Annotated in this window: 18 protein-coding genes and 1 pseudogene; 6 read left to right on the forward strand and 13 right to left on the reverse strand. The window is 67.6% G+C overall.

The genetic code is table 11. The features are described from left to right. Nucleotides 1-24 precede the first annotated feature (24 nt). The 3 genes from ACWGCN_RS29305 to ACWGCN_RS29315 are packed head-to-tail and all read right to left on the reverse strand — an operon-like array spanning nt 25 to nt 2,241. A complete protein-coding gene (locus tag ACWGCN_RS29305; protein WP_452458322.1) occupies nt 25-1,326 on the reverse strand; it encodes a hypothetical protein in 1,302 nt (433 codons plus the stop codon). Further along, a complete protein-coding gene (locus ACWGCN_RS29310; RefSeq protein WP_449967917.1) occupies nt 1,327-1,704 on the reverse strand; it encodes a hypothetical protein in 378 nt (125 codons plus the stop codon). 9 nt (nt 1,705-1,713) lie between these two features. After that, nucleotides 1,714-2,241: a DUF3558 domain-containing protein gene (locus tag ACWGCN_RS29315; protein WP_452458321.1), complete on the reverse strand. Its 528-nt coding sequence runs from the start codon at nt 2,239-2,241 to the stop codon at nt 1,714-1,716. Between the two features lie 88 nt (nt 2,242-2,329). On the opposite strand from ACWGCN_RS29315, the gene ACWGCN_RS29320 reads away from it, so the two are divergent. Continuing rightward, a complete protein-coding gene (locus ACWGCN_RS29320) occupies nt 2,330-2,695 on the forward strand; it encodes a hypothetical protein (protein ID WP_378995847.1) in 366 nt (121 codons plus the stop codon). Between the two features lie 44 nt (nt 2,696-2,739). Here ACWGCN_RS29320 and ACWGCN_RS29325 read toward each other — a convergent pair whose 3' ends face one another. Continuing rightward, nucleotides 2,740-3,318 carry a DapH/DapD/GlmU-related protein gene (locus ACWGCN_RS29325; RefSeq protein ID WP_379313340.1) on the reverse strand — a complete coding sequence of 193 codons (579 nt, stop codon included), beginning with the start codon at nt 3,316-3,318 and terminating at the stop codon, nt 2,740-2,742. A 226-nt stretch (nt 3,319-3,544) separates the two neighbouring features. Between ACWGCN_RS29325 and ACWGCN_RS29330 the strand changes: the two genes are divergently transcribed. Continuing rightward, complete coding sequence (locus ACWGCN_RS29330; RefSeq protein ID WP_378995843.1) at nt 3,545-4,702, forward strand: FAD-binding oxidoreductase; 1,158 nt, start codon at nt 3,545-3,547, stop codon at nt 4,700-4,702. Between the two features lie 29 nt (nt 4,703-4,731). Then, nucleotides 4,732-5,490, forward strand: a complete 759-nt coding sequence (locus tag ACWGCN_RS29335; RefSeq protein WP_378995840.1) for an FAD-binding oxidoreductase — start codon at nt 4,732-4,734, stop codon at nt 5,488-5,490. 29 nt (nt 5,491-5,519) lie between these two features. Here the strand turns inward: ACWGCN_RS29335 and ACWGCN_RS29340 are convergent, their stop codons facing one another. The 6 genes from ACWGCN_RS29340 to ACWGCN_RS29365 form a co-directional block, all read right to left on the reverse strand. Next, nucleotides 5,520-6,689: an FAD-binding oxidoreductase gene (locus tag ACWGCN_RS29340; RefSeq protein ID WP_378995838.1), complete on the reverse strand. Its 1,170-nt coding sequence runs from the start codon at nt 6,687-6,689 to the stop codon at nt 5,520-5,522. Nucleotides 6,690-7,305: 616 nt separating this feature from the next. Beyond that, nucleotides 7,306-7,707 carry a heat shock protein transcriptional repressor HspR gene (locus tag ACWGCN_RS29345; RefSeq protein WP_378633530.1) on the reverse strand — a complete coding sequence of 134 codons (402 nt, stop codon included), beginning with the start codon at nt 7,705-7,707 and terminating at the stop codon, nt 7,306-7,308. A gap of 2 nt (nt 7,708-7,709) precedes the next feature. Beyond that, a complete protein-coding gene (dnaJ, locus tag ACWGCN_RS29350) occupies nt 7,710-8,903 on the reverse strand; it encodes a molecular chaperone DnaJ (RefSeq protein WP_378995836.1) in 1,194 nt (397 codons plus the stop codon). A gap of 24 nt (nt 8,904-8,927) precedes the next feature. Continuing rightward, nucleotides 8,928-9,500: a nucleotide exchange factor GrpE gene (gene grpE / locus ACWGCN_RS29355; protein ID WP_449967927.1), complete on the reverse strand. Its 573-nt coding sequence runs from the start codon at nt 9,498-9,500 to the stop codon at nt 8,928-8,930. Next, nucleotides 9,497-11,362, reverse strand: coding sequence for a molecular chaperone DnaK (dnaK, locus tag ACWGCN_RS29360; protein ID WP_378995832.1), 1,866 nt, complete (start codon nt 11,360-11,362; stop codon nt 9,497-9,499). Before dnaK ends, grpE begins: the two co-directional genes overlap by 4 nt. Before the next feature lie 257 nt (nt 11,363-11,619). Continuing rightward, nucleotides 11,620-12,084, reverse strand: coding sequence for a MarR family winged helix-turn-helix transcriptional regulator (locus tag ACWGCN_RS29365; RefSeq protein WP_378995830.1), 465 nt, complete (start codon nt 12,082-12,084; stop codon nt 11,620-11,622). A gap of 105 nt (nt 12,085-12,189) precedes the next feature. Here ACWGCN_RS29365 and ACWGCN_RS29370 point away from each other — a divergent pair, with 105 nt between their 5' ends. The 3 genes from ACWGCN_RS29370 (at nt 12,190) to ACWGCN_RS29380 (ending at nt 14,553) form a co-directional block, all read left to right on the forward strand. Beyond that, on the forward strand, nt 12,190-13,878 hold the full coding sequence (locus ACWGCN_RS29370) for an MFS transporter (protein WP_452458320.1): 1,689 nt from the start codon (nt 12,190-12,192) through the stop codon (nt 13,876-13,878). Between the two features lie 20 nt (nt 13,879-13,898). Next, complete coding sequence (locus ACWGCN_RS29375) at nt 13,899-14,201, forward strand: hypothetical protein (protein ID WP_387445403.1); 303 nt, start codon at nt 13,899-13,901, stop codon at nt 14,199-14,201. 76 nt (nt 14,202-14,277) lie between these two features. Next, nucleotides 14,278-14,553: a hypothetical protein gene (locus tag ACWGCN_RS29380; protein ID WP_378995824.1), complete on the forward strand. Its 276-nt coding sequence runs from the start codon at nt 14,278-14,280 to the stop codon at nt 14,551-14,553. Nucleotides 14,554-14,557: 4 nt separating this feature from the next. Here the strand turns inward: ACWGCN_RS29380 and ACWGCN_RS29385 are convergent, their stop codons facing one another. The 3 genes and pseudogenes from ACWGCN_RS29385 to ACWGCN_RS29395 all read right to left on the reverse strand — a co-directional run. Beyond that, on the reverse strand, nt 14,558-16,126 hold the full coding sequence (locus ACWGCN_RS29385; protein WP_387445401.1) for a dynamin family protein: 1,569 nt from the start codon (nt 16,124-16,126) through the stop codon (nt 14,558-14,560). Then, nucleotides 16,123-17,961 (reverse strand): dynamin family protein, encoded by a 1,839-nt coding sequence (locus ACWGCN_RS29390; RefSeq protein WP_452451803.1) that lies wholly within the window; start codon nt 17,959-17,961, stop codon nt 16,123-16,125. Before ACWGCN_RS29390 ends, ACWGCN_RS29385 begins: the two co-directional genes overlap by 4 nt. Nucleotides 17,962-17,978: 17 nt before the next feature. Continuing rightward, nucleotides 17,979-19,854 (reverse strand): annotated as a pseudogene (locus ACWGCN_RS29395) (hypothetical protein); the annotation flags it as partial.

Here is a 19,854-nt window from a genome sequence, read left to right on the forward strand (position 1 = left end):
ACTCTGTTCCATCAGGATCGGCGACTAGTCGGCGCCGATGACCGGCGGGACCATCTTGGGCAGGGTGTCCAGACCGGTGAGTTCGTCACCGTTCTCCTGAGTGATGAGGTAGTCGGGGATTCCCTTGGTCGATTCGTCGTCCTTGCCGCCACCCTTGCCCGCGCCGGGGCTCATCATGCCGGGTGTACCGGAACGGCCCGCTGTGCCCGCGCCGGTGCCACGGCCCCCGGCGCCGCCGGTAGACGTGGGGCTTCCGGCCACCGCACCACCCGGCGTTCCCGCGCCCGGCGTGCCCGAACCCGGCGACCCACCGCCGGGCGAGCCTGCGCCGCTCGGTGATCCGGACGGCGAGCCCGAACCGGGGACGGTCGAGCTCGGGGTGGTCGAGGCGGGGGTGGTCGAGCCCGGCTCCGTCGACTCGGGAGTGGTCGATTCGGGGGTGGTCGAATCGTCGGTCGAGTCGTCGGTGTCGTCCGGGTCGGTGGTGGGAGTGGTCGACGCCGGGGTGGTGGGCTGCGTCGTCGTCGCCTGGGTAGTGGGCTGCGTCGTGGAACCCTGAGTGGTGGATTGTGTTGTGCTGCTCTTTTTTTCAGGCTCGCCGCCGCCGTCTTCGACGGTCTTCGGGATGGGGATCACCGGGACTTTGTTGTCGGACTCGTAAATGACCGGGGCGTAGACGGTTTGGAGGATGCGCACGGCTTCGACTCGCGCGTTCTCCTGCGCGACATCATCATTGCGCCACCCACGCCCGGTGAGCAGGGCTCCGACATTGTCGAGACCGCTGCGGTGCTCGGGCTCGTGGGGGACGAGGCGTTTTGTCGGTTCGAGGCCGGTGCGGAGTTCGTCCAGTTTGGTGCTGGTGAGCGCGGCGGCGGTGGTGACCTTTTTTCCCGTAGCGTCATATGCCGCAACAGTTTGCGCTGCCGCGTTCGCTGCGGAACCTGCCCAGACGTCGGGGGACATGCCCCGTGCTATTTGCTTGCCGAACTCGTCCAGGGAAGTGCTGTTGCGCGTGGAGATTTCGTTCCAGGCGCCGATCAGGTCGTTGACAGCGTTGAGATCGATCTTGTCGACCTTGGCGCGCAGCTCCTCGACGGTGCCGGGGAACAGGTCGTTCCTCGTCACCACAGTCGGGCGGTAGTCACCGTCGAAACCGAGATCGCCGGCCTTCTGGCGGTTGCGATCACGCTGGGTGTTGTACTGGTTCTGGATATCAGCGATTTCGGAGCTGTCGAGTTCTCCGTCGTCGCCCGAGAACGGGGACATGACGAAGTTTCGGAGGTTGCCGAGTAGGTCGACGCCGCTGATGCTCTGCATGCCGGTCATTCAGCTCACCTGCCCAGTGACGTAGTCGAGAGCGTTGGCGTTCTCGATGTCTTTGCCCGCAATGCGTTTGAAGGAGATGGAGAAGACCTCGCGCAACTGCTTCACCGCCTCGATGTCCTGGAGAATGACCTCGTAGATCGAGTTCGGCTCGCCGACTGCTTGAGCGCGGAATTTGGCCTCGAGCTGCCTGGCAATGTCGAAATCACCGAACCCGGTGACGTTCTGCACGCGCTGGGTGACACCGATCAGCTTCTGGAGGTCGGCTAGTCGCGTATCGCAGGCCTTGAACATGTGGAATGCGGCAGCCTCGTCGTTCAGGTAGACCTCACCGGCCCTCGCCTGACCGACCAACTGGCTGTATGGGGTATCGCCCGCCATTCCCAGCCCCTACTTCGGGAACGTCGGCACTAGCAGGGCGCCGGCGCGCTGGAGGTAGACACATGGGTCCTCCAACGGTCCGTCGGCGATTGCCGAATTACCAACCGCGAGCTGAACGACACCCTGTTCGGACGGGAAGACAACATCGCACCATAGGTTTCGAGTGTCACCCTGTACCCGAAATTGGCGCCCCTGCCGATTCGCGATGGTGACGTCGGCGAAGTTGATGTTCCCCGGCTTCTGCTCGAAATAGCTGACCGGCTTGTCTGTCGTATAGACGGTCAGGGCGTAGCTGGAACCTTCCCATCCACAGATCTCCCACCCCGACTGCGGAACCCCCGCGACACCCTTCTCCTCCGTAGCCGGATCAACCCCAGCCTCACTCAACGCAGCATCCGAAATCTCCGTGCACGGATTCCACAACACCGGCTTGGCCGTGGTCGTCGCCCCCTTCGACGTCGACTCCCCCGAGTCGCACCCGACCAGCCCGACAACCGCCAAACCGGCAACCACCATCGCCGTACCTGCGCGTTTCATCCCCACCCCTTCCGGCCGAGTACTGCCTTGACCAGGCACATTAGCACGGTCAACCGACCAGAGCCGGGGCCGCGTAAGTTGTCGGAGCATGAGCGAACTTCGACTTTCGGCGCCGTTCGACGGGCGCAATCCCGAGGGCAAACCGGTGGTGAACCGGTCGGCGGTGGACTCCGATATCCAGGATCAGGTGCTGTCCTACCTCGAGCACGCGCCGGTGATTCTGAGCGCCCGCGGCCACGACGCCGACGAGTTCGACCCCACCCAGCGCGACGTGCCGTTGAACTTCCACACCGACGGCGCGTTCGTCTGGCCGGGCGCTGTTCCCTACTACCTGCGCAAGTACGGGCTGCCGCCGGAGGCCGCGCTGGTCCAGCACATCGTGGGCAAGGGGTTCGAGATCGGGGAGGTCGACGAAGGGGCACGGCAGGCGGCGGTGCAGAAGGTCACCGGCTGACGCGGTGTCAGCGCAGGCGTTCCGTGGGCAACACGACGGCCGAACTACCAGCGTCGACGCACAGCCGCCTTGGAACCGGCCACCAAGCTGTTCGCCGGGACGTCGTCCGCGACGACCGCACCCGCGGCGATCACCGCGTCGCGACCGATGCTGACGCCGGGCAGAATCATCGCGCCCGCGCCGATCCACACGTTGTCCGCCACGTCGATCGGCGCACCGGTGAGGAATCGGCGCCGTTCCTCCGGATCGACGGGATGGCCCATGGTGATGAAGGTGGCCTTCGGGCCGACCATCACGCCCCGGCCCAACCGGATTCCGGCGTAGTCGAGGAACGTGCAGCCCTGATTGATGAACACGCGCTCGGCCAGGTCCAGGTTCAGACCGTGATCGGTATAGAACGGCGGGTAGATCGTGAGACCCGCGGGGAGCGGACGGCCGAGGATCTCCCCCAGCAGCGCCGCCTTTCCGGTCTCGTCGTCGAAGGGCAGACCGTTGAGACGGGACGTCAACGCGCTGACCTGCAGAACTCGCTCGTGCATCGCCGTGAACTCGGCCCCGAGAACCCGTTCACCCCTGGCCAGAAGTTCGGGATCGTGAATCTCCATGAAGTTGTCGCTCGCCATCCCTCGATTCTCACGCACCTTCGCGCGTGACCCGCAAGATCACCGACGCGTATCGATGATGGGGAGATCGTGCTGATCGCAGACGGGGGGTTTACGATCCGTGCGGCTGGGAACGGGCGTGACGAGCATCCCTGCACCGAGACGACGGTTTCGGGGGATACTGGGGACGGCGGCACCGACGGGTGAGCCACATTGCGGCAATTGCAGAGAAATGGAGCTTGACGACGTGGATGCGCGTTCGCTTGCGCTGGTCCGCGCCGATTTCCGCGGGGTGTCGGAGACACCCGGTGGGTCCGAGCGGCTGATCAGCGCTTTCTACGGTCACCTGTTCGCGCAGGATCCGAGGTTGCGTGAGCTGTTTCCGCCTGCCATGGACATGCAGGCCAAGCGGATCACGACGGCGGTGCAGTTCGTCCTCGACCATCTCGAGGACTTCGAACGCGCCCAGCGCTTCCTCGAGCAACTCGCCCGCGACCATCGCAAGTACGGGGTCGAGGCCGACCACTACGACCTGGCCGGACGCGCGCTGCTCGCGGCGCTGCGAACCTTCCACGGCAATCGCTGGACCAGAGAACTCGATGAGGGCTGGCGTGACATCACGCTGCTGATCTCGGCGTCGATGGCGATCGGCGCCAACGAGGACACCTCGCAGCCGTACTGGGACGCGACCGTGGTGGGTCACCGGCGAGTGCTCGACGATCTGGCGATCGTGCGATTACAGGCCGATGGGCCCATTCCGTTCAAGGCCGGACAGTATGTGCCGGTCGCGGTGCCGCAGCGGCCGAATATGTGGCGCTACTTCTCCCCCGCCATCCCCGCGAACCCGTATGGCGAGATCGAATTCCATGTGCGGCGGATCAGTGGCGGCTGGGTGAGCCCGGCGATCGTCAACGACACCAAGGTCGGGGACCGGTGGAAGATCGCCGGGCCGCTCGGTGGGTTGCACGTGGACCGGGAGTCGGGCCGCGATGTGCTGATGATCGGCTCCGGCACGGGCATCGCGCCGTTGCGGGCGCAGCTGATCGAGATGAGCCAGCGCGGGATCAATCCGCGCGTGCACTTCTTCATCGGCGGGCGCTATCCCGGCGACCTCTACGACGTGGACAACATGTGGCAGCTCTCGCAGTCCAATCCGTGGCTGACCGTGGTGCCGGTGTGCGAGGAACACACCAATCCCTGGTGGTATCCCCAGGATTCGGGTGCGACGCCGATGGGCATGCCGCGTCGCCTGGTCGGTAATCTGGGAGCGGTGGTGACCAGCTTCGGCGCGTGGTCGGATCGTCAGATCCAGATCGCGGGATCGCCGTCGATGATCGCCAACACCCGTTACGCGCTCCAGCGGGCCGGTACACCGCTCGAGATCATCGCCGCCGACCCCGTCTGAACCCGCCCGCGACATCGCGAAAGAGGCTGATGAGCAACGCTTTTCCTGACCCCGCCTGGACGGCGACCGTCGTCGGCCACCACCGCTTGCGCCACGACCTCGCCGTGATCCGGCTGATCGGCGATTTCGTGCCGTTCGAGGCGGGCGGTTCGGTGGAGGTCGAGGTGCCGCAGCATCCGGGCGTGCGGCGGCGGTTCTCCCCCGCGCTGCCGCCCTCGCTGGACGGCAAGCTCGAGTTCCATGTGCGCACGGTGCCCGGCGGGTGGTGTTCGAGTTCCATCGTCGCCGACACCAAACCCGGTGATCAGTGGCGAATCAACGCCCCCCACGGGGTTTTCGCGGTCGATCCCGACGCTGTCGAGGTGGTGATGATCGCCGGCGGTACCGGGCTGGCGCCGATGCGCGCCCAGATCCTGGACCTGGCCCGCCGCGACACTCCGCCGCGCACCTATCTGTTCTTCGGTGGCCGCTCACCCCGCGACCTCTACGCCAACGACATGCTGTTCCTGCTGTCGGGCGAATTGCCGTGGCTTTCGGTCATTCCGGTTGTCGAAAGCCCGGAAGATCCTGCGGTGCGCGATGAATGGCACGAGCAGACCCGCTCCGACGTGGGCTTCGGACTCGAGGAAATGCTCCACGGCACCCTCGCTGACGTCGCCGCAGCCCACGGCCCGTTCACCAAACACCAGGTCCTGGTCTGCGGTTCGCCCGCGATGGTCCGCACCACCGTCGACCGTCTGATCGAAGCGGGAACTCCCCCGGCCAACATCATCTCCGAAGGCGCCTGAGGACCACGGGCTCGCGGCAAGCCCGCGGGTCAGAACAAGGGGTCGTGGCGGATCGACTGGGCTTGGGTGCCGGCCGCCATCAGGCGGAACTTGGTGGTCTGGACCATCGAGGGGGAGCCGACGATTTGGACGTCGCGGTCTGCCCAGGGGCCGTAGCTGGCGACGACTTTGCCGATTTGGCCGGTCATGCGGGGTTCCAGGCCGGGTAGATCCGGCTGGGGGTCGCCGGAGTCGTAGTACCACCAGGGGTTTTCGTCACTCTCGGTGACGGGGGTGACGGTGAGCCATTTGTTGGCGATGGCGAGTTGGCTCAGGACCTGGAGGTCGTAGAGATCGCAGGGGTGGTGGCCGCCGACGAACAGGTGCACCTTCGGGTTGACCCGGCGCTGGGCCATCGCCATGATCTGCGCGCGCAGGGGGGCGATGCCGGTGCCACAACCGACCATCAGCATCTTGCGTTTGGTGTTGCGCGGTACGCCGAGACCGCCGAGCGGCGAGCCGAGCGCCCACTGATCACCGACGGCGGTGTGCGCGACCATGGCGGGGCTGACCCAGCCGCCGAGCACGCCGCGAACGTGGAACTCGATCTCGCCGTTGGGATTGGCCGGGTTCGCGGGCGAGAGATAACGCCACATCCGTGGCCGCGAGGGGATCTGCACGCTGAGGTACTGACCGGCGGCGTACTGCATCGGCACGTCGAGCTGGACCCGGACGATCGAGAGATTGCGCAGCACCTCGCGATGTTCGACGACGGTGCCCGTCCAGGTAGCCGGGGTGGTCTCCTTGTCGGCGGCGCTGATCATCGCGCCGCTGATGGTGGCCAGACCTTCGTCCCACGCGCTGGCGACCTCGTCGGTCCACATCTCCGCACCGGCGAACAAGCGCATGGCGGATTTCAGCGAGTTGGCCACGGCCACATAGTGCGCCGGTTGCACGCCGTATTTGCGATGGTCGCGACCGAGCTGGGCCAGGAACGGCAGCAGCTTGTCGGGCTCCTCCAGCCGGTCGAGGGCGTAGGAGATCGCCGTGACGAGCCGGTCGCGCTGGGAATCCATGGCAGCCGGGAAGTAGTCGCGGACACCGGGGTAGTCCGTGAAGAGGATCGAGTAGAACGACCTCGACAGCTTCTCGGGTCCACCTTCTTCCGCAGCAACCGCCTTGAACGTAGTACGGATCAAAGCGACAGTCCGCGAATCCATATGTGTCACAACCTCGTTTCGCCATCGAACGCTAGCCGCGCCGGCGAGTGACGGGCTGGGAGGACACTCGTCAGCAGCCGATGCGAGAAGTCTAGGCGAGGTTTGCCAGCTTAGGAATCGTACTCTTAAACATCACGCATGTAATTCGCGAAATACCAGGCGGTTCCCAGTAGTTTCTCATGAAAACATACCTCAAGCCCGTTAATTGCGGATGAACAGCCGCTCACGATTCTCGAAACCACCAGGAATATCAGGCAATTGGTGACCAATGGCCCTGGTAGAGCGACCCTTCCGCAACGTCGACCGCATGCGGCAAACCGGCGCGCCGAGCCATGACACGCATGGTAGGCGCACCGGAGTGGCTGGTCGCCGGGAGCGAATTGCCTTCCGATTGGTCCGAATTCAGCATCCGGACAGCAAACTTTTGGACGTCCACGGTGATAAATCCCCACCTCAGCGCGCCGCGACGCGACTTCCGATCAGCAAGATCACGAATAAGTGAGTTGCTGGAGAGTCACCAGCCGGTCGCCGGGGGTTGACCGGAGACGAACGAGCCCCCGGCTCGCCTCCACCACAGCGGATGGGCGAACCGGAGGCTCGTCGAATCGAAGACGACTCAGCGCCGATGCCGTGGCTGCCACACCACGAGCGCGGTACTGCGCGCGGGCGGCGACAGATCGGGCCGGTAGCCCGCCCGCAACCGCTCCATCTCCGCGCTCATCTCCTCGACGCGCTGCTGCAACGCCTCCACCTGATTGGTGAGCTCGATGATGCGCTTGATGCCGGCGAGATTGACGCCCTCGTCCTGCGACAGGCGCTGCACCTCGCGCAGCACCTCGACGTCGCGGGCCGAATAACGGCGTCCGCCACCCGAGGTCCGTTGCGGGGTGACCAAACCCAGCCGATCGTAGGTACGCAACGTCTGCGCGTGCATCCCCGCCAGCTGAGCCGCCACCGAGATCATGAAGAACTCGGCACGCGCGGTAGCACCCGAAACGGACTTCGGATCATCGGACATCATCAAGCACCCGCCCATCCTGCACGCGGTTCGAAGCCACTGGCCTTCTCCGCCTCCTGATAGCGCTTGAGCGCATCGGTGGCGTCGGAGTCGAGCGATTGCGGCACCGCGACCTTCACCGTGACCAGCAGGTCACCGGCGCCGCCCGCCGCGCCGCGCTTGGGCACGCCACGACCGCGAACTCGCAGGATACGCCCGTCGGCGGTGCCCGGGGGCACCTTCACGCCGACCCGGCCGTCCAGCGTCGGTACGGAAACTGTTGTCCCCAGTACCAATTCGCTGTAGCTCACCGGGAGCACCAGGGTGAGGTCGTCGCCCTGGCGGCCGAAGACCTTGTCCTGGCTGACGTGCACGGTGACATACAGGTCGCCCGAAGGCGCACCGCGCAGACCCGCCTCGCCCTGACCGGCCAGCCGGATCTTCTGACCGTCACTGACGCCCGGAGGAATCCGGACGGTGATGGTGCGGGTGCGGTTCTGGATACCGGTGCCCGAGCAGTCGGTGCACGGGTCGTCGATGATCGACCCGGTGCCGCGGCAGTCGTCGCAGGGCTCGCTGAAACCGAACGCGCCCTGATTCCGGCTGACCACGCCCGCACCGTTGCAGTGCGGGCACACGCGCGGGCTGGTGCCCGGCTTGGCACCGCTGCCGTGACAGGTGGTGCACGGCGAGGGACTCGTCATCCGCAGCGGAACGGTGACACCCTGGGCCGCCTCACGGAAACCCAGGGTCGTCTCGGTCTCCACGTCGGAGCCGCGGCGCGGACGAGCTGCCGCCCGGCCACCGCCGCCACCCCGGTTGAACAGCCCGCCCAGCAGATCGCCGAGCCCGCCGTCGCCCGCGGCGCCGGTACCACCGGCCTGACCGAAGATGTCACCGATGTTGAAGTCCTGCGAGAAGCCGCCGCCGGCACCGGGATTGAACCCGCCGCCGTAGGCTCGTCCGCCACCGCCACCGCCCGCGAACATGCGGCGCGTCTCGTCGTACTCCTTGCGCTTGGCAGGATCCGACAGCACCGCATTGGCTTCGCTCACGGACTTGAACCGCTCCTCGGCCTTGGTGTCACCCGGGTTGGAGTCCGGGTGCAGGTCGCGGGCGAGCTTGCGGTAGGCCTTCTTGATCTCGTCCTGCGAGGCGCCGGAGGAGACACCCAGCTCCTTGTAGAAGTCCTTTTCGATCCACTCCCGTTGGCTCACCGGGCATCTCCTCCTTTCGCGTTCTTATTGACTGTCGCCGGCATCCGGATCCGATGCCCCCGCGGCCTCGGCATCGGTTACCCCGACCAGCGCGTGCCGAAGCACCCGGTCGCCGAACCGATAGCCCTTGCGCATGACGATGCCGATCACCGGGTCGGCGCCCGAACCCTCGTGCTGCACTGCCTCGTGCAGCGTGGGGTCGAACGGGTCACCGGCGGAACCGAATTCGACCAGACCCTGCTTGGTGAGCGCGGTCTCGAGCTTGTCGGCGACGGACTTCAGCGGGCCGGAATCGAGGTCGCCGTGCGCCCTCGCCCGATCCAGATCGTCCAGCACCGCGAGCAATTCGGTGACCACCGAGGCCTTGGCGGCATCGATGTTGGCCTGCCGGTCACGCTCGACCCGGCGGCGGTAGTTCGCGTATTCCGCGGTCAACCGCTGCAGGTCGGCCGTGCGCTCGGCCAGCTCGTCGTGCTCCGGTTCGACGACTTCGGCGTCGAGGGCGGAGTCCGCCGGGGCGGCCTCCGCGTTCTCGTCCGCAGTGTCGTCCAGGATTTCCTCGACCAACTCCTGCTCCGAGGAGTTCGCCTCGGTCACTTCTTGTCCGTGTCGACCGGCTCGTCCACGACCTCCGCGTCGACGACCTGATCGTCATCGGCCTGGCTGGGGCCCGCGCCGTTGCCGGACTGCGCGTCGGCGGCGGCACTGGCCTCGTAGATCGCCTGGCCCAGGGCCTGCGACTCGGTGGCCAGCTTCTCCACGGCCGACTTCACCGCGGAGATGTCGGTGCCCTCGAGCGCCTGCTTGGCCTCGGCGACCGCGTTCTCCACCTTCGCCAGCTGATCGGCGGAGACCTGTGCGCCACCCTCGCTCAGCTTCTGCTCGTTGATGAACTTCTCGGTCTGGTGCACCAGCGACTCGGCCTGGTTGCGGGTCTCGGCCTCTTCACGGCGCGCCTTGTCGTCGGCGGCGTGCGCCTCGGCATCGGCGACCATGCGGTCGATCTCTTCCTTGGACAGACCGGAGCCGTCCTGGATCTTGATCTTGTTTTCCTTGCCGGTGCCCTTGTCCTTCGCGGTGACGTGCACGATGCCGTTGGCGTCGATGTCGAAGGTGACCTCGATCTGCGGCACGCCGCGCGGGGCCGGGGGCAGACCGGTGAGCTCGAAGGAGCCCAGCAGCTTGTTGTGCGAGGCGATCTCGCGCTCACCCTGGAACACCTGGATCTGCACCGAAGGCTGGTTGTCGTCAGCGGTGGTGAAGGTTTCCGAGCGCTTGGTGGGGATGGTGGTGTTGCGCTCGATGAGCTTGGTCATCACGCCGCCCTTGGTCTCGATGCCCAGCGACAGCGGGGTGACATCGAGCAGCAGAACGTCCTTGACCTCGCCCTTGAGCACGCCGGCCTGCAGTGCGGCGCCGACGGCGACGACCTCGTCCGGGTTCACGCCCTTGTTCGGCTCACGGCCGCCGGTCAGCTCCTTGACCAGCTCGGAGACGGCGGGCATGCGGGTGGAGCCACCGACGAGCACGACGTGGTCGATATCGGCCACGTTCAGGCCCGAGTCCTTGATCACGGACTGGAACGGCGCGCGGGTGCGATCCAGCAGATCGGAGGTGATCTTCTGGAACTCCGAGCGGGTGAGCTGCTCGTCGAGGAACAGCGGGTTCTTGTCCGCGTCGACGGTGATGTAGGGCAGGTTGATCGAGGTGCTCTGGCCCGAGGACAGTTCGATCTTGGCCTTCTCGGCAGCCTCGCGCAGACGCTGCATGGCCATCTTGTCCTTGGTCAGGTCGATGCCCGAGGACGCCTTGAACTTGTCGACCAGCCAGGACACGACGCGCTCGTCCCAGTCGTCGCCACCGAGGTGGTTGTCACCGGAGGTCGCGCGGACCTCGACGACGCCCTCGCCGATTTCCAGCAGCGAGACGTCGAAGGTGCCGCCACCGAGGTCGAAGACCAGGATGGTCTGCTCTTTGTCGCCCTTGTCCAGGCCGTACGCGAGCGCGGCCGCGGTGGGCTCGTTGACGATGCGCAGCACGTTGAGACCGGCGATCTGGCCGGCTTCCTTGGTGGCCTGACGCTGGGCGTCTTCGAAGTAGGCCGGGACGGTGATCACGGCGTCGGTGATCTCCTCGCCCAGGTAGGCCTCGGCGTCGCGCTTCAGCTTCATCAGCGTGCGCGCGGAGATCTCCTGCGGCGTGTACTTCTTGTCGTCGATCTCGACGTTCCAGTCGGTGCCGATGTGGCGCTTGACCGAGCGGATGGTGCGGTCGACGTTGGTGACCGCCTGGTTCTTCGCGGGCTGACCGACGAGAACCTCGCCGTTCTTCGCGAAGGCGACGATCGAGGGGGTGGTGCGCGAGCCTTCCGAGTTCGCGACGACGACCGGCTCGCCGCCTTCGAGCACGGCGACGACGGAGTTCGTGGTCCCGAGGTCGATTCCGACCGCACGAGCCATAGTGGTTTCCTCCTGTTTGACGTTCGGTTATTGCAACGCTGAGCGCAGTGGGCTCAATCCTGCCTTCGAGATCCACCGTGAGTCAACCCGAAGTTGAGTCAGGTCCGCTCATGTTGTTGATCAGCACAACCAGTAGCTGCGGCGATTCATTCCCGCCACCCGAAAAAATTTCCCGGCCCCCGAGCCATTCTTGCCACGAGTGCGCTCAACTGCAGCCCTCGATGCGCGATCGTGACGGTCCGGAGACCATCGGCGGGCTATCGGGTGAGGCCGGGATGGATGCCGGGACGAAGGCCGTTGCCCTCGGCGGTTCGGCGCAGGAGATCGAGGAAGAGCGCGCGGTCCTCGGGAGACAGGGGCGACAGGAGTTCGGCGTCCAGCTCGGCTACCCGCTGCTCGGCTCGGGCCAGGAGGGCATGAGCGGCGGGCAGGAGGTGGAGCGCGTAAGCGCGCCGATCACTGGGGTGACGGCGGCGTTCCACGAGGTTGCGTTTCTCCAGGTCGTCCACCAGGCCGACCATGACATTGCGGTGGATCTCCAGCGCCTCGCCGAGTTCCTGCTGCGTGCGGCCGTCGTGGGCGCTCAGGAGTTTCAGCATGCCGAAGTGGCGGGGCTTGATGCCCAGCGGCGCCAGTAGATCGCTGAAGCGGTAGGCGGTATGGAAGCCCAGTTGGCCGAGGAGGAATCCGGCGTGGGTCGACAGCTGCGTCGGGTCGGTCACACCCCTACGATACGCCGATTAACGCACCATTCATGATTGCCCTATTGATTGATAATCACTCGAGGTGCATAGTTTGAGAGGTCCCCTACTCGAAGAGAGACTCTCGTGACTACCTCCCCCACTCCCCCCGCCCCGGATCCGCGGCGCTGGATCGCGTTCGCGGTGGTGCTGGCCGCCGGCTTCATGGATCTACTCGACGTGACGATCGTCAATGTGGCCGTGCCGAGCATCCGGAACGACCTGCACGCCGAGTACTCGCAGCTCGAATGGATCATCGCGGCTTACGTTCTCGCCTTCGCCGCCGTGCTGATCACCGGCGGCCGACTCGGCGACATCTACGGTCGCAAACGCGTGTTCCTCACCGGCATGGCCGGTTTCACGATCGCCTCGGCGGCGTGCGGGCTGGCCACCGATCCCACCGTGCTCATCGGCTCCCGCTTCGCGCAGGGTGCGATGGGAGCGTTGATGGTGCCCCAGATCCTGGCCATCATCCAGACGACATTCCCGAAGGAGGAGCGAGCCAAAGCGATTGCCCTCTACAGCGGTGTCGGCGGGTCGGCCTCCGCGGTCGGTCTCGCGCTCGGCGGCGTGCTGGTGCAGGCCGACCTGTTCGGGCTGGCTTGGCGGCCGATCTTCTTGGTGAACATTCCCGTCGGCATCGCGGGGTTCATCGCGGCATGGTTCGTGATGAGCGATTCGAAGTCGGCCAGACCACCCCGGCTCGACCCGGTCGGCATGGCGCTGTCGGTATCCGCCGTACTGCTGCTGGTCTACCCGTTGACCGAAGGACGTCGACTCGACTGGCCCGCATGGACTTTCGTGATGATGGGTGCGGCTCTCGCGGTGTTCGCCGGGTTCCTGTTCTACGAGCGCGGCCTTGCGCGGAAGGGGCGTTCGCCGCTGGTCGACCTCGGACTGTTCCGGTCGCGGCCGTTCGCGATCGGGCTGGGGACCTGGCTGCTCTTCTGGATCGCCATGGGTGGGTTCTTCCTGGTGTGGACGTTGTTCATGCAGGGTGGACTCGGGTGGTCGCCGTTGCGAGCCGGGCTCACCTCGGCGCTGTTCGCGGTGGGTGCCGGGGTGGGAGCGGGGCTTTCGGTCGGCGTGCTGGCCGCCAGGTACGGACGGCGGGTGTTGATGGCCGGGGCGCTGGTGAATGCGACGGGGTTCGCGCTCTACGGCGCGATGGGTGTGCGATACGGGAGCGAGTTCACTTCCTGGCAGATGGCGCTGCCGTTGGTGATCACCGGTGCGGGGTTCGGGATGGTGGTGGCGCCGACGCTGGACCTGCTGCTCGGTCAAGTGCCGGTACGGGAGGCGGGATCGGCTTCCGGGCTGCTGAACACGGGACAGCAGTTGGGAACCGCGCTGGGCGTCGCGTTGGTCGGCGTGCTGTTCTTCACCGCGCTGGACCGGGATTCCGATCTCGGGGTGGCCGCAGTGACGCCCGAGATCCGGGCCGAGCTGGCCCTCGAGGGAATGCCGGTACAGCTCCAGGATCAGATCGTGGCCGGGTTCTCGGCATGCGTGCACGACCGGTCGGCGGAAGAGGACCCGGCCGTGACACCCCCTAGTTGTCAGTCGAATCCTGTTGGCGACGCGGCGGTTTCGCGCGTACTCGCGGAAGCGGGCACCGAGGCCAACGCAGCGAACTTCGCTCAGACGTTCCGGTACACGCTGTTCTACGGCGCCGGAATGCTGCTGCTGGTGTGTCTCGGATTCTTCGCACTGCCGAAGGAGGCAAAGCTGGAACAGCGCGTGCTCGATGATGAGCCGGAAATCGTCACAGTATGAAACATGAAGGGTGGAAGCACATGTACACAGTTGATCTGCTGACCGTCGGGCGCGGGCGCGAAGTTGTCGATGCCGCGCTCGGCTATGTGGGCGGGCTCGGATATCGCGTCCTCGGGTCGACCACCGACGACGAGGCGCTCGCGATCCTCGAGCGTGAGCAGGTTCGCCTGCTGGTGATCGGAGGTGGGGTGGAAGCCGAGTCCCGGAAGGAATTGACGGCTGCGGCTCAGGAGCACGGCGCCACCGTGATCCAGGCGCAGCGCGCCGGGCGCGGGATCGAGCAGTACCTCGCGGAGGAGGTAGTGCCGGCACTGGGTGAGTGATCAGCGCTCGTTGCCCCGATTATTCGGGGCAACGATAGGGCTGCGAACAGTCTTGCCGGACACTAGTTTCGGAAGCATGCGTGCATCGATGGGCAAGGTTCAGTGGAAGCGGGCGTTCGGCGGGGTGGCCGTGATCGCCGCCCTGACCGGCGGGGGGATGGTCGCCTCCGCCGGGAGCGCCGTAGCCGACAGCGGCGTCGCCGTGGCCGATGACGGGTGCACGTTCTCGTCGGTCGGGGGATCGTGCAGTGACCCGGGGCCGGTGGGGAACGCGTTGATCGCGATTCGGGAGTTCGCGAAGAGCCTGGGGTACGGGACCGGAAGCTCCTCGGGAACCGCCTACTTCCTCTGACCGGCTAGGTGGTCCGCGACTGAGGGAGCTCGGCCAGAATTCCCTCGGCGCTGCGGGCCGCGGCGCGGCAGGCAGTGGCGGTCGATCGGTCGGCCAGCGGGTGGGCCGCTCGGGCACGCCAGGTGCGGACGGCGGAGAACGCCGTGGCACGCAACGAATTCGGGTCGGCCTCCGCAGGCAGCCCGAGGCGTAGATGCGCCGCCACGCCGGCGCCGCCCAGCATGCGGTACAGGTCGGCGAGTACCGGTGGCGGCAACGGCAATTCGTCGGTGCGCAGGCGCCCGAGCAGCCGGAGTTCGGTGAAACCGTGCACATCGGCGAGCCGAGCACGCACGCGCGGCCGCAGGCGATCGGCTTCGGTACCGGGGTAGGCGGCCAGGATCCGGTCCAGCGTGCTCAGCGCCGAGTGCGCCTTCAATTCCTCAGCGCGCTGGCCGAATTGGACCTCCAAGACCGAGCGCAGTTCCTCGATGCCGCTGCGAGCCGCCAATTCCGCCGCCAGCGCGGAAGAATCGCGGGCGCCGAGCCGAATCAGCATGGTGGCCATGCGAATTCCGAACAGGCCGAAGCGATCGACCAGCTGCGCACGCAGTTCCGGATCGACCGGCAGCGCGACATCGGCGCGAGCGAATCGATCCGCCGAGAGCAACGCGATCCCGAGATCCTCCGCGGGCACCGTGGACAGCGCCTCGAACGCCGCGAACTCCGGCTGTCGCAGGGTCGCCGCGGCGAACGCGAGCAGCCCGGCCACCGGAATCACCGCCTGGCACAGGCCGGTTCGCTCCAGCTCGTCGGCGAACCGGGCGGCGACATCGCGGGCCGAATGCAGCGCGTCGATACGACCGGAGCCGATCTCGTCGGCGCGCGACACCACCCCGATCACACCGAGCGGCCCCGCACCACCGGCGCCCGCACCGATCTGCTCGAGAAAACGCACGTCGGCGGCATCGAGACGGCGCAACAGATAGACAACGGCGTCGGCGCCGGACACCGACAGCGGCGCGGCCCGCGAATCATCCTCGACATCGGCGGGAGTGAGCAGTCGTGCGGTGCGCAGCGACACCTCACGCGACAGCGACGACGTGCCAGGGGTGTCGATGATCGTGGTCTGCGACAACGCGGCCGACGGCCACCCGACCTCGAGATGGTCCACGGCCCGGGGACCGCGCGCATCCCAGCTCAGACCGTTCAGGTCGAAGGTCAGTCCGTGCGCGCCGCTGCCGCGCCGCACGATCACATTCGCGCGCGAGCCGTCGACCGCGTGCGCGGTGACCGTGGGGGTAGCGGCGTCGCGGTACCAGGTGACGACGCGGGTGCACTCGGTGGCGTCGGTCGGGGCGACGGCCTGGCCCACCAGCGCGTTCAGCAACGTCGACTTGCCCGCCTTGATCGAACCGGCCAGCGCGACCCGCAGCGGCTCACGCAAGCGGTATTCGCAGTCGGCCAGCAGCGCGCGCACGTACTCGTCGCGGCCGAACGCCCGCGCCGCCGCGCCGATCAGCTCGTGCGCTTCGGCCAGGATCCTCGGTGTGGTCCGGTCGCCGGGCGCGGCGGTGTCGAAACGGTGGGTCACCCAGATACCGTACCGTCGGCCCGTCTCAGTTCGATCTGCATCGATTCCGCGTAGCGGCGCAACTCGGCCACCGCGTGCAGTTGGCGTTCCAGCACGACGGTGCGCTCGGCGCGGTGTGTGGCGGCCATCGCCGCCGCCTCCTGTGCGGCCCGCAGGGAAGCGTCGATCGACCGCAGGCTGCGCTCGGCCACCCCGGCGAAGTGGTCGCGCAGCGCACGGTGGATGCGGTGCAGCCGGTCCTTGGTGTCCTTGGCTGCCTGGAACGCCACGTCGTCGAGGAACCGGCGCACCTCACCGTTGGCCTCGACGCGGCGGCGCGCCAGCCGGGCCGACTTGTCGTCGCGATAGGCCTTGCCGCCCACGATCAGGCCCGCGCCGAGCGAGATCGGGTTCAGCATGGCCAGGCCGGCGAAGGTCGTGGCGAGCCCGATCATCAGCACGCCGCCGTAGGAGCCGCGCATACCGACCAGCACCTTGCTCGTGAAGCCGATATCCGGCTCGAGATCGGCCAGGGAACCCGAACTGGCCAGGCCGCTCTCGTCGTCCATCCCGGAGTGCACCTCCGGCAGATCGACCGCGCCGACCTCGGCGAAATGGCCCGCGATCCGTTCGGCGAGCAGCTCGGCTCGGCGGTGGGTCAGCAGAAGGTTGTCGCCGAGGGCGGTATCGACGGAACCGGTCAGCCATTCCGTGATCGCGCCCCAATGCCTGCCCGGGTCGTTCTCGTCGATCCACTCCTGGCCCGTGCGGGCGATACCGCGCAGACGATCGCGCAGGTCGTGATCGACGTCGCCCACGAGGTCGGTGATGCCATCGGTGAGGGTCTGCTGCCAGCTCGCGGTGCGCCGCTGCAACTCCTCGGCGGCCGCACGCGCCGACTGCAACTCGTTGACCGCCGCCGCGCCACCGGCCGGATCGCGCAGCGCCACCAGCTCGCTGCCCAGCGCCAGCGCCAGATGCTCTGCGGCCGAATGTAATTCCCGAGCCACGGCCTGCCGCGTGACCGCCTGATCACGGGCGACGACCCGATCGCGCAGGAAACCGAACAGCACGCCGAAACCGGACTCCAGGCCCAGCTGCGCGTCCTGCAAGCGCAGGGCGTGCGCACGCAGCAGCGCCGATACCGGGATCAGGGCGACATCGGTTTCCGCGCGCGTCAGATGGGCTCGGTCGGCCTCCAGCACCTGCCGCCAGTGCGGGTAGAGGTCGGTCTTGGTGAGCAGAACGGCGACCACGGGACACATTTCGCGGATCTGCCGGACGAAGGTGAGTTCGGGTTCGGTGAGCTCGGTGGAGGCATCCGAGAGCACAAGCACGGCGTCGGCGGCCGCGGCCAGGCTGAGCACGCCCGCGGTGCCGGCACTTCCGTGGCCGCCGACGCCAGGGGTATCGATCAGGACGATGCCGTCGGCCAGCAGCTGACTGGGCAGCTCGGCTTCGATCCGCACGACCTGTCTGCCCTGCGCCAGTGGCGTGCGGGTATCGACGGTTCCGATCTCGTCGAACGGGATCTCGACCCGCGATTCGTCGGTACCCGGCGCGGTGAGCACCAGGTACGCCCGCTGCTGCGCACCGTAGGACAGCTGCAGGGGCAACACGGTGGTCGCGTCGTCGCCGACCCGGCACACATCCAACCCGAGCAGTGCGTTCACGAACCTGCTCTTGCCCTGACCGAGCTGACCGGTGACGACGATCCGGTGCCGCGGGTCGCGCACCCGCACGGCCACCTTCTCCAGACGCCCGACCAGGTCGTCACGGCCCGCGGCGTGGGCCGCCGCGACGGTGTCGGACAACACCGTCGTCAGCGGCACCACGTTCGGTGCGAGAACAGTCATGCCTTCGCCCGTTTCGCTCAGTGGAACAGTCCGTCGGTGTGCACGTCGGCACCGGTGTCGGTGACGGTGCTCGATTCACCGAACAGCGACGTCTCGGCACCACCGAGGCTGGAACCGTGCAGGCCCGAACCGAACGCGCTCGATACGTCGACGCCGGACCAGGTGTCGGCCGCGGTGGTGACCGCGCCATGAGTGGTGCCGGAAGCGTCGATCTGGGTGGTCGAGGTCGACGTGGTCTGGCCGGAGAGGCCGCCGACCGCGGCGGTGCCGCCCTGTGCTCCACCGTCGACGGCGGAGGTGAAGCCGCCGGTCACCTGGGTGCCGCCGGTGATCGCGCCCGACAGTCCCGCATCGCCGAGGCCGCCGAGGCCGGTCTCGAGGCCCGTTCCCGTTTCGGCGCCGCCGATCGCGGAACCTGTCAGGCCGGTCTCCACGGCACCGGTCAACCCGGTCTGGGCACCGCCGACGGCGGAACCCGCGAGGCCGGCGCCTGCGTCGGCCACACCGTTGAGGCCCGCGTGGGCGCCACCGGCCAGATCGACTGCGCCGTTCACTCCTGCCTGCGCACCCGAGGCGAGCGAACCGGTCACGTCGGTGCCGACAGTCGTCGCGGTCTCGAGGCCGCCGTGCAGACCGGTGGTCAGCCCGATGCCCGACGTGGTGGACAGCGCTGATTCCACTCCGGTCGTGATCTGTCCGGAGCCGCCGCCGGTGAGCAGTTCGTCGACCCCGAACCCTGCCCCACCCGTGAAGCCACCGGTCAGATCCGTACCCGCCGACACTGCGCCGCCCAACCCGGTTTCGAGACCGGTGCCCAGGTCCGCGCCCGCGCCGACCACGCCGTCGAGACCAGTGATCGCCGACGTGGTGGCGGCCGCGCCCAGCCCGCCGGCGGCCTGCGCCCCCACGTTGGCTGCGGCACCGAGCCCACCGGCAGCCTGCGTGCCCGCGTTGGCTGCGGCACCGAGACCACCGCCGACGCCGGCACCGAGTCCTCCCGCGGCGGTGGTCGCACCGCTCAGACCGGCATCGAGACCACCGCCGAGACCAGCGGCGACATCGACCGCACCATCCAAGTCGGTGGCGATATCGCCACCCACGGCCAACGCCCCGCCGAGACCAGCGCCCGCACCGACCGCACTCGACAACGCGCCACCGAGACCGGCACCGGCCGCCCCGGTCAGCTCGCCACCGAGACCGACTCCGGTACCCACCGCGCCGTCTAGACCAGCGGCGAGATCCGCGCCTGCGCCTGCCGCACCCGTGAGCGCACCGCCCAGACCCACACCCGCACCGGCGGCACCGCCCAGCGCAGCATCCAGCCCGGTCTCGAGTTCGGCCCCCGCGCCGACCGCACCCGTGAGCGCCTCACCGAGACCAGCGCCCGCGCCGACCGAGCCGGCCAGGCTGCCGCCAAGACCCGCGGCAAGGTCGGTCCCCGCGCCGACCGAGCCGGCCAGGCTGCCCCCGAGACCCGCGGCAAGGTCCGTCCCCGCGCCCACCGCACCCGACAGGGCACCGTCGAGACCGGCACCGATTCCACCGGACAACGTGGTGTCGAGACCCGCACCGAGATCCGCACCGGCACCAGCCGCACCGTTCACAGCACCACCCAGACCAGCAGCCAAGTCACCACCAACACCAGCCGCGCCCGTGAGCGCCCCACCGAGACCAGCACCCGCACCGACCGAGCCGGCCAGGCTGCCCCCGAGACCCGCGGCAAGGTCGGTCCCCGCGCCGACCCCACCCGACAGGGCACCGTCGAGACCAGCGGACAGCGTGGTGTCGAGATCCGCGCCGGCACCAGCCGCACCGTTCACAGCACCACCCAGACCAGCAGCCAAGTCACCACCAACACCAGCCGCGCCCGTGAGCGCCCCACCGAGACCAGCA

The sequence above is a fragment of the Nocardia sp. NPDC055050 genome, from assembly GCF_053608345.1.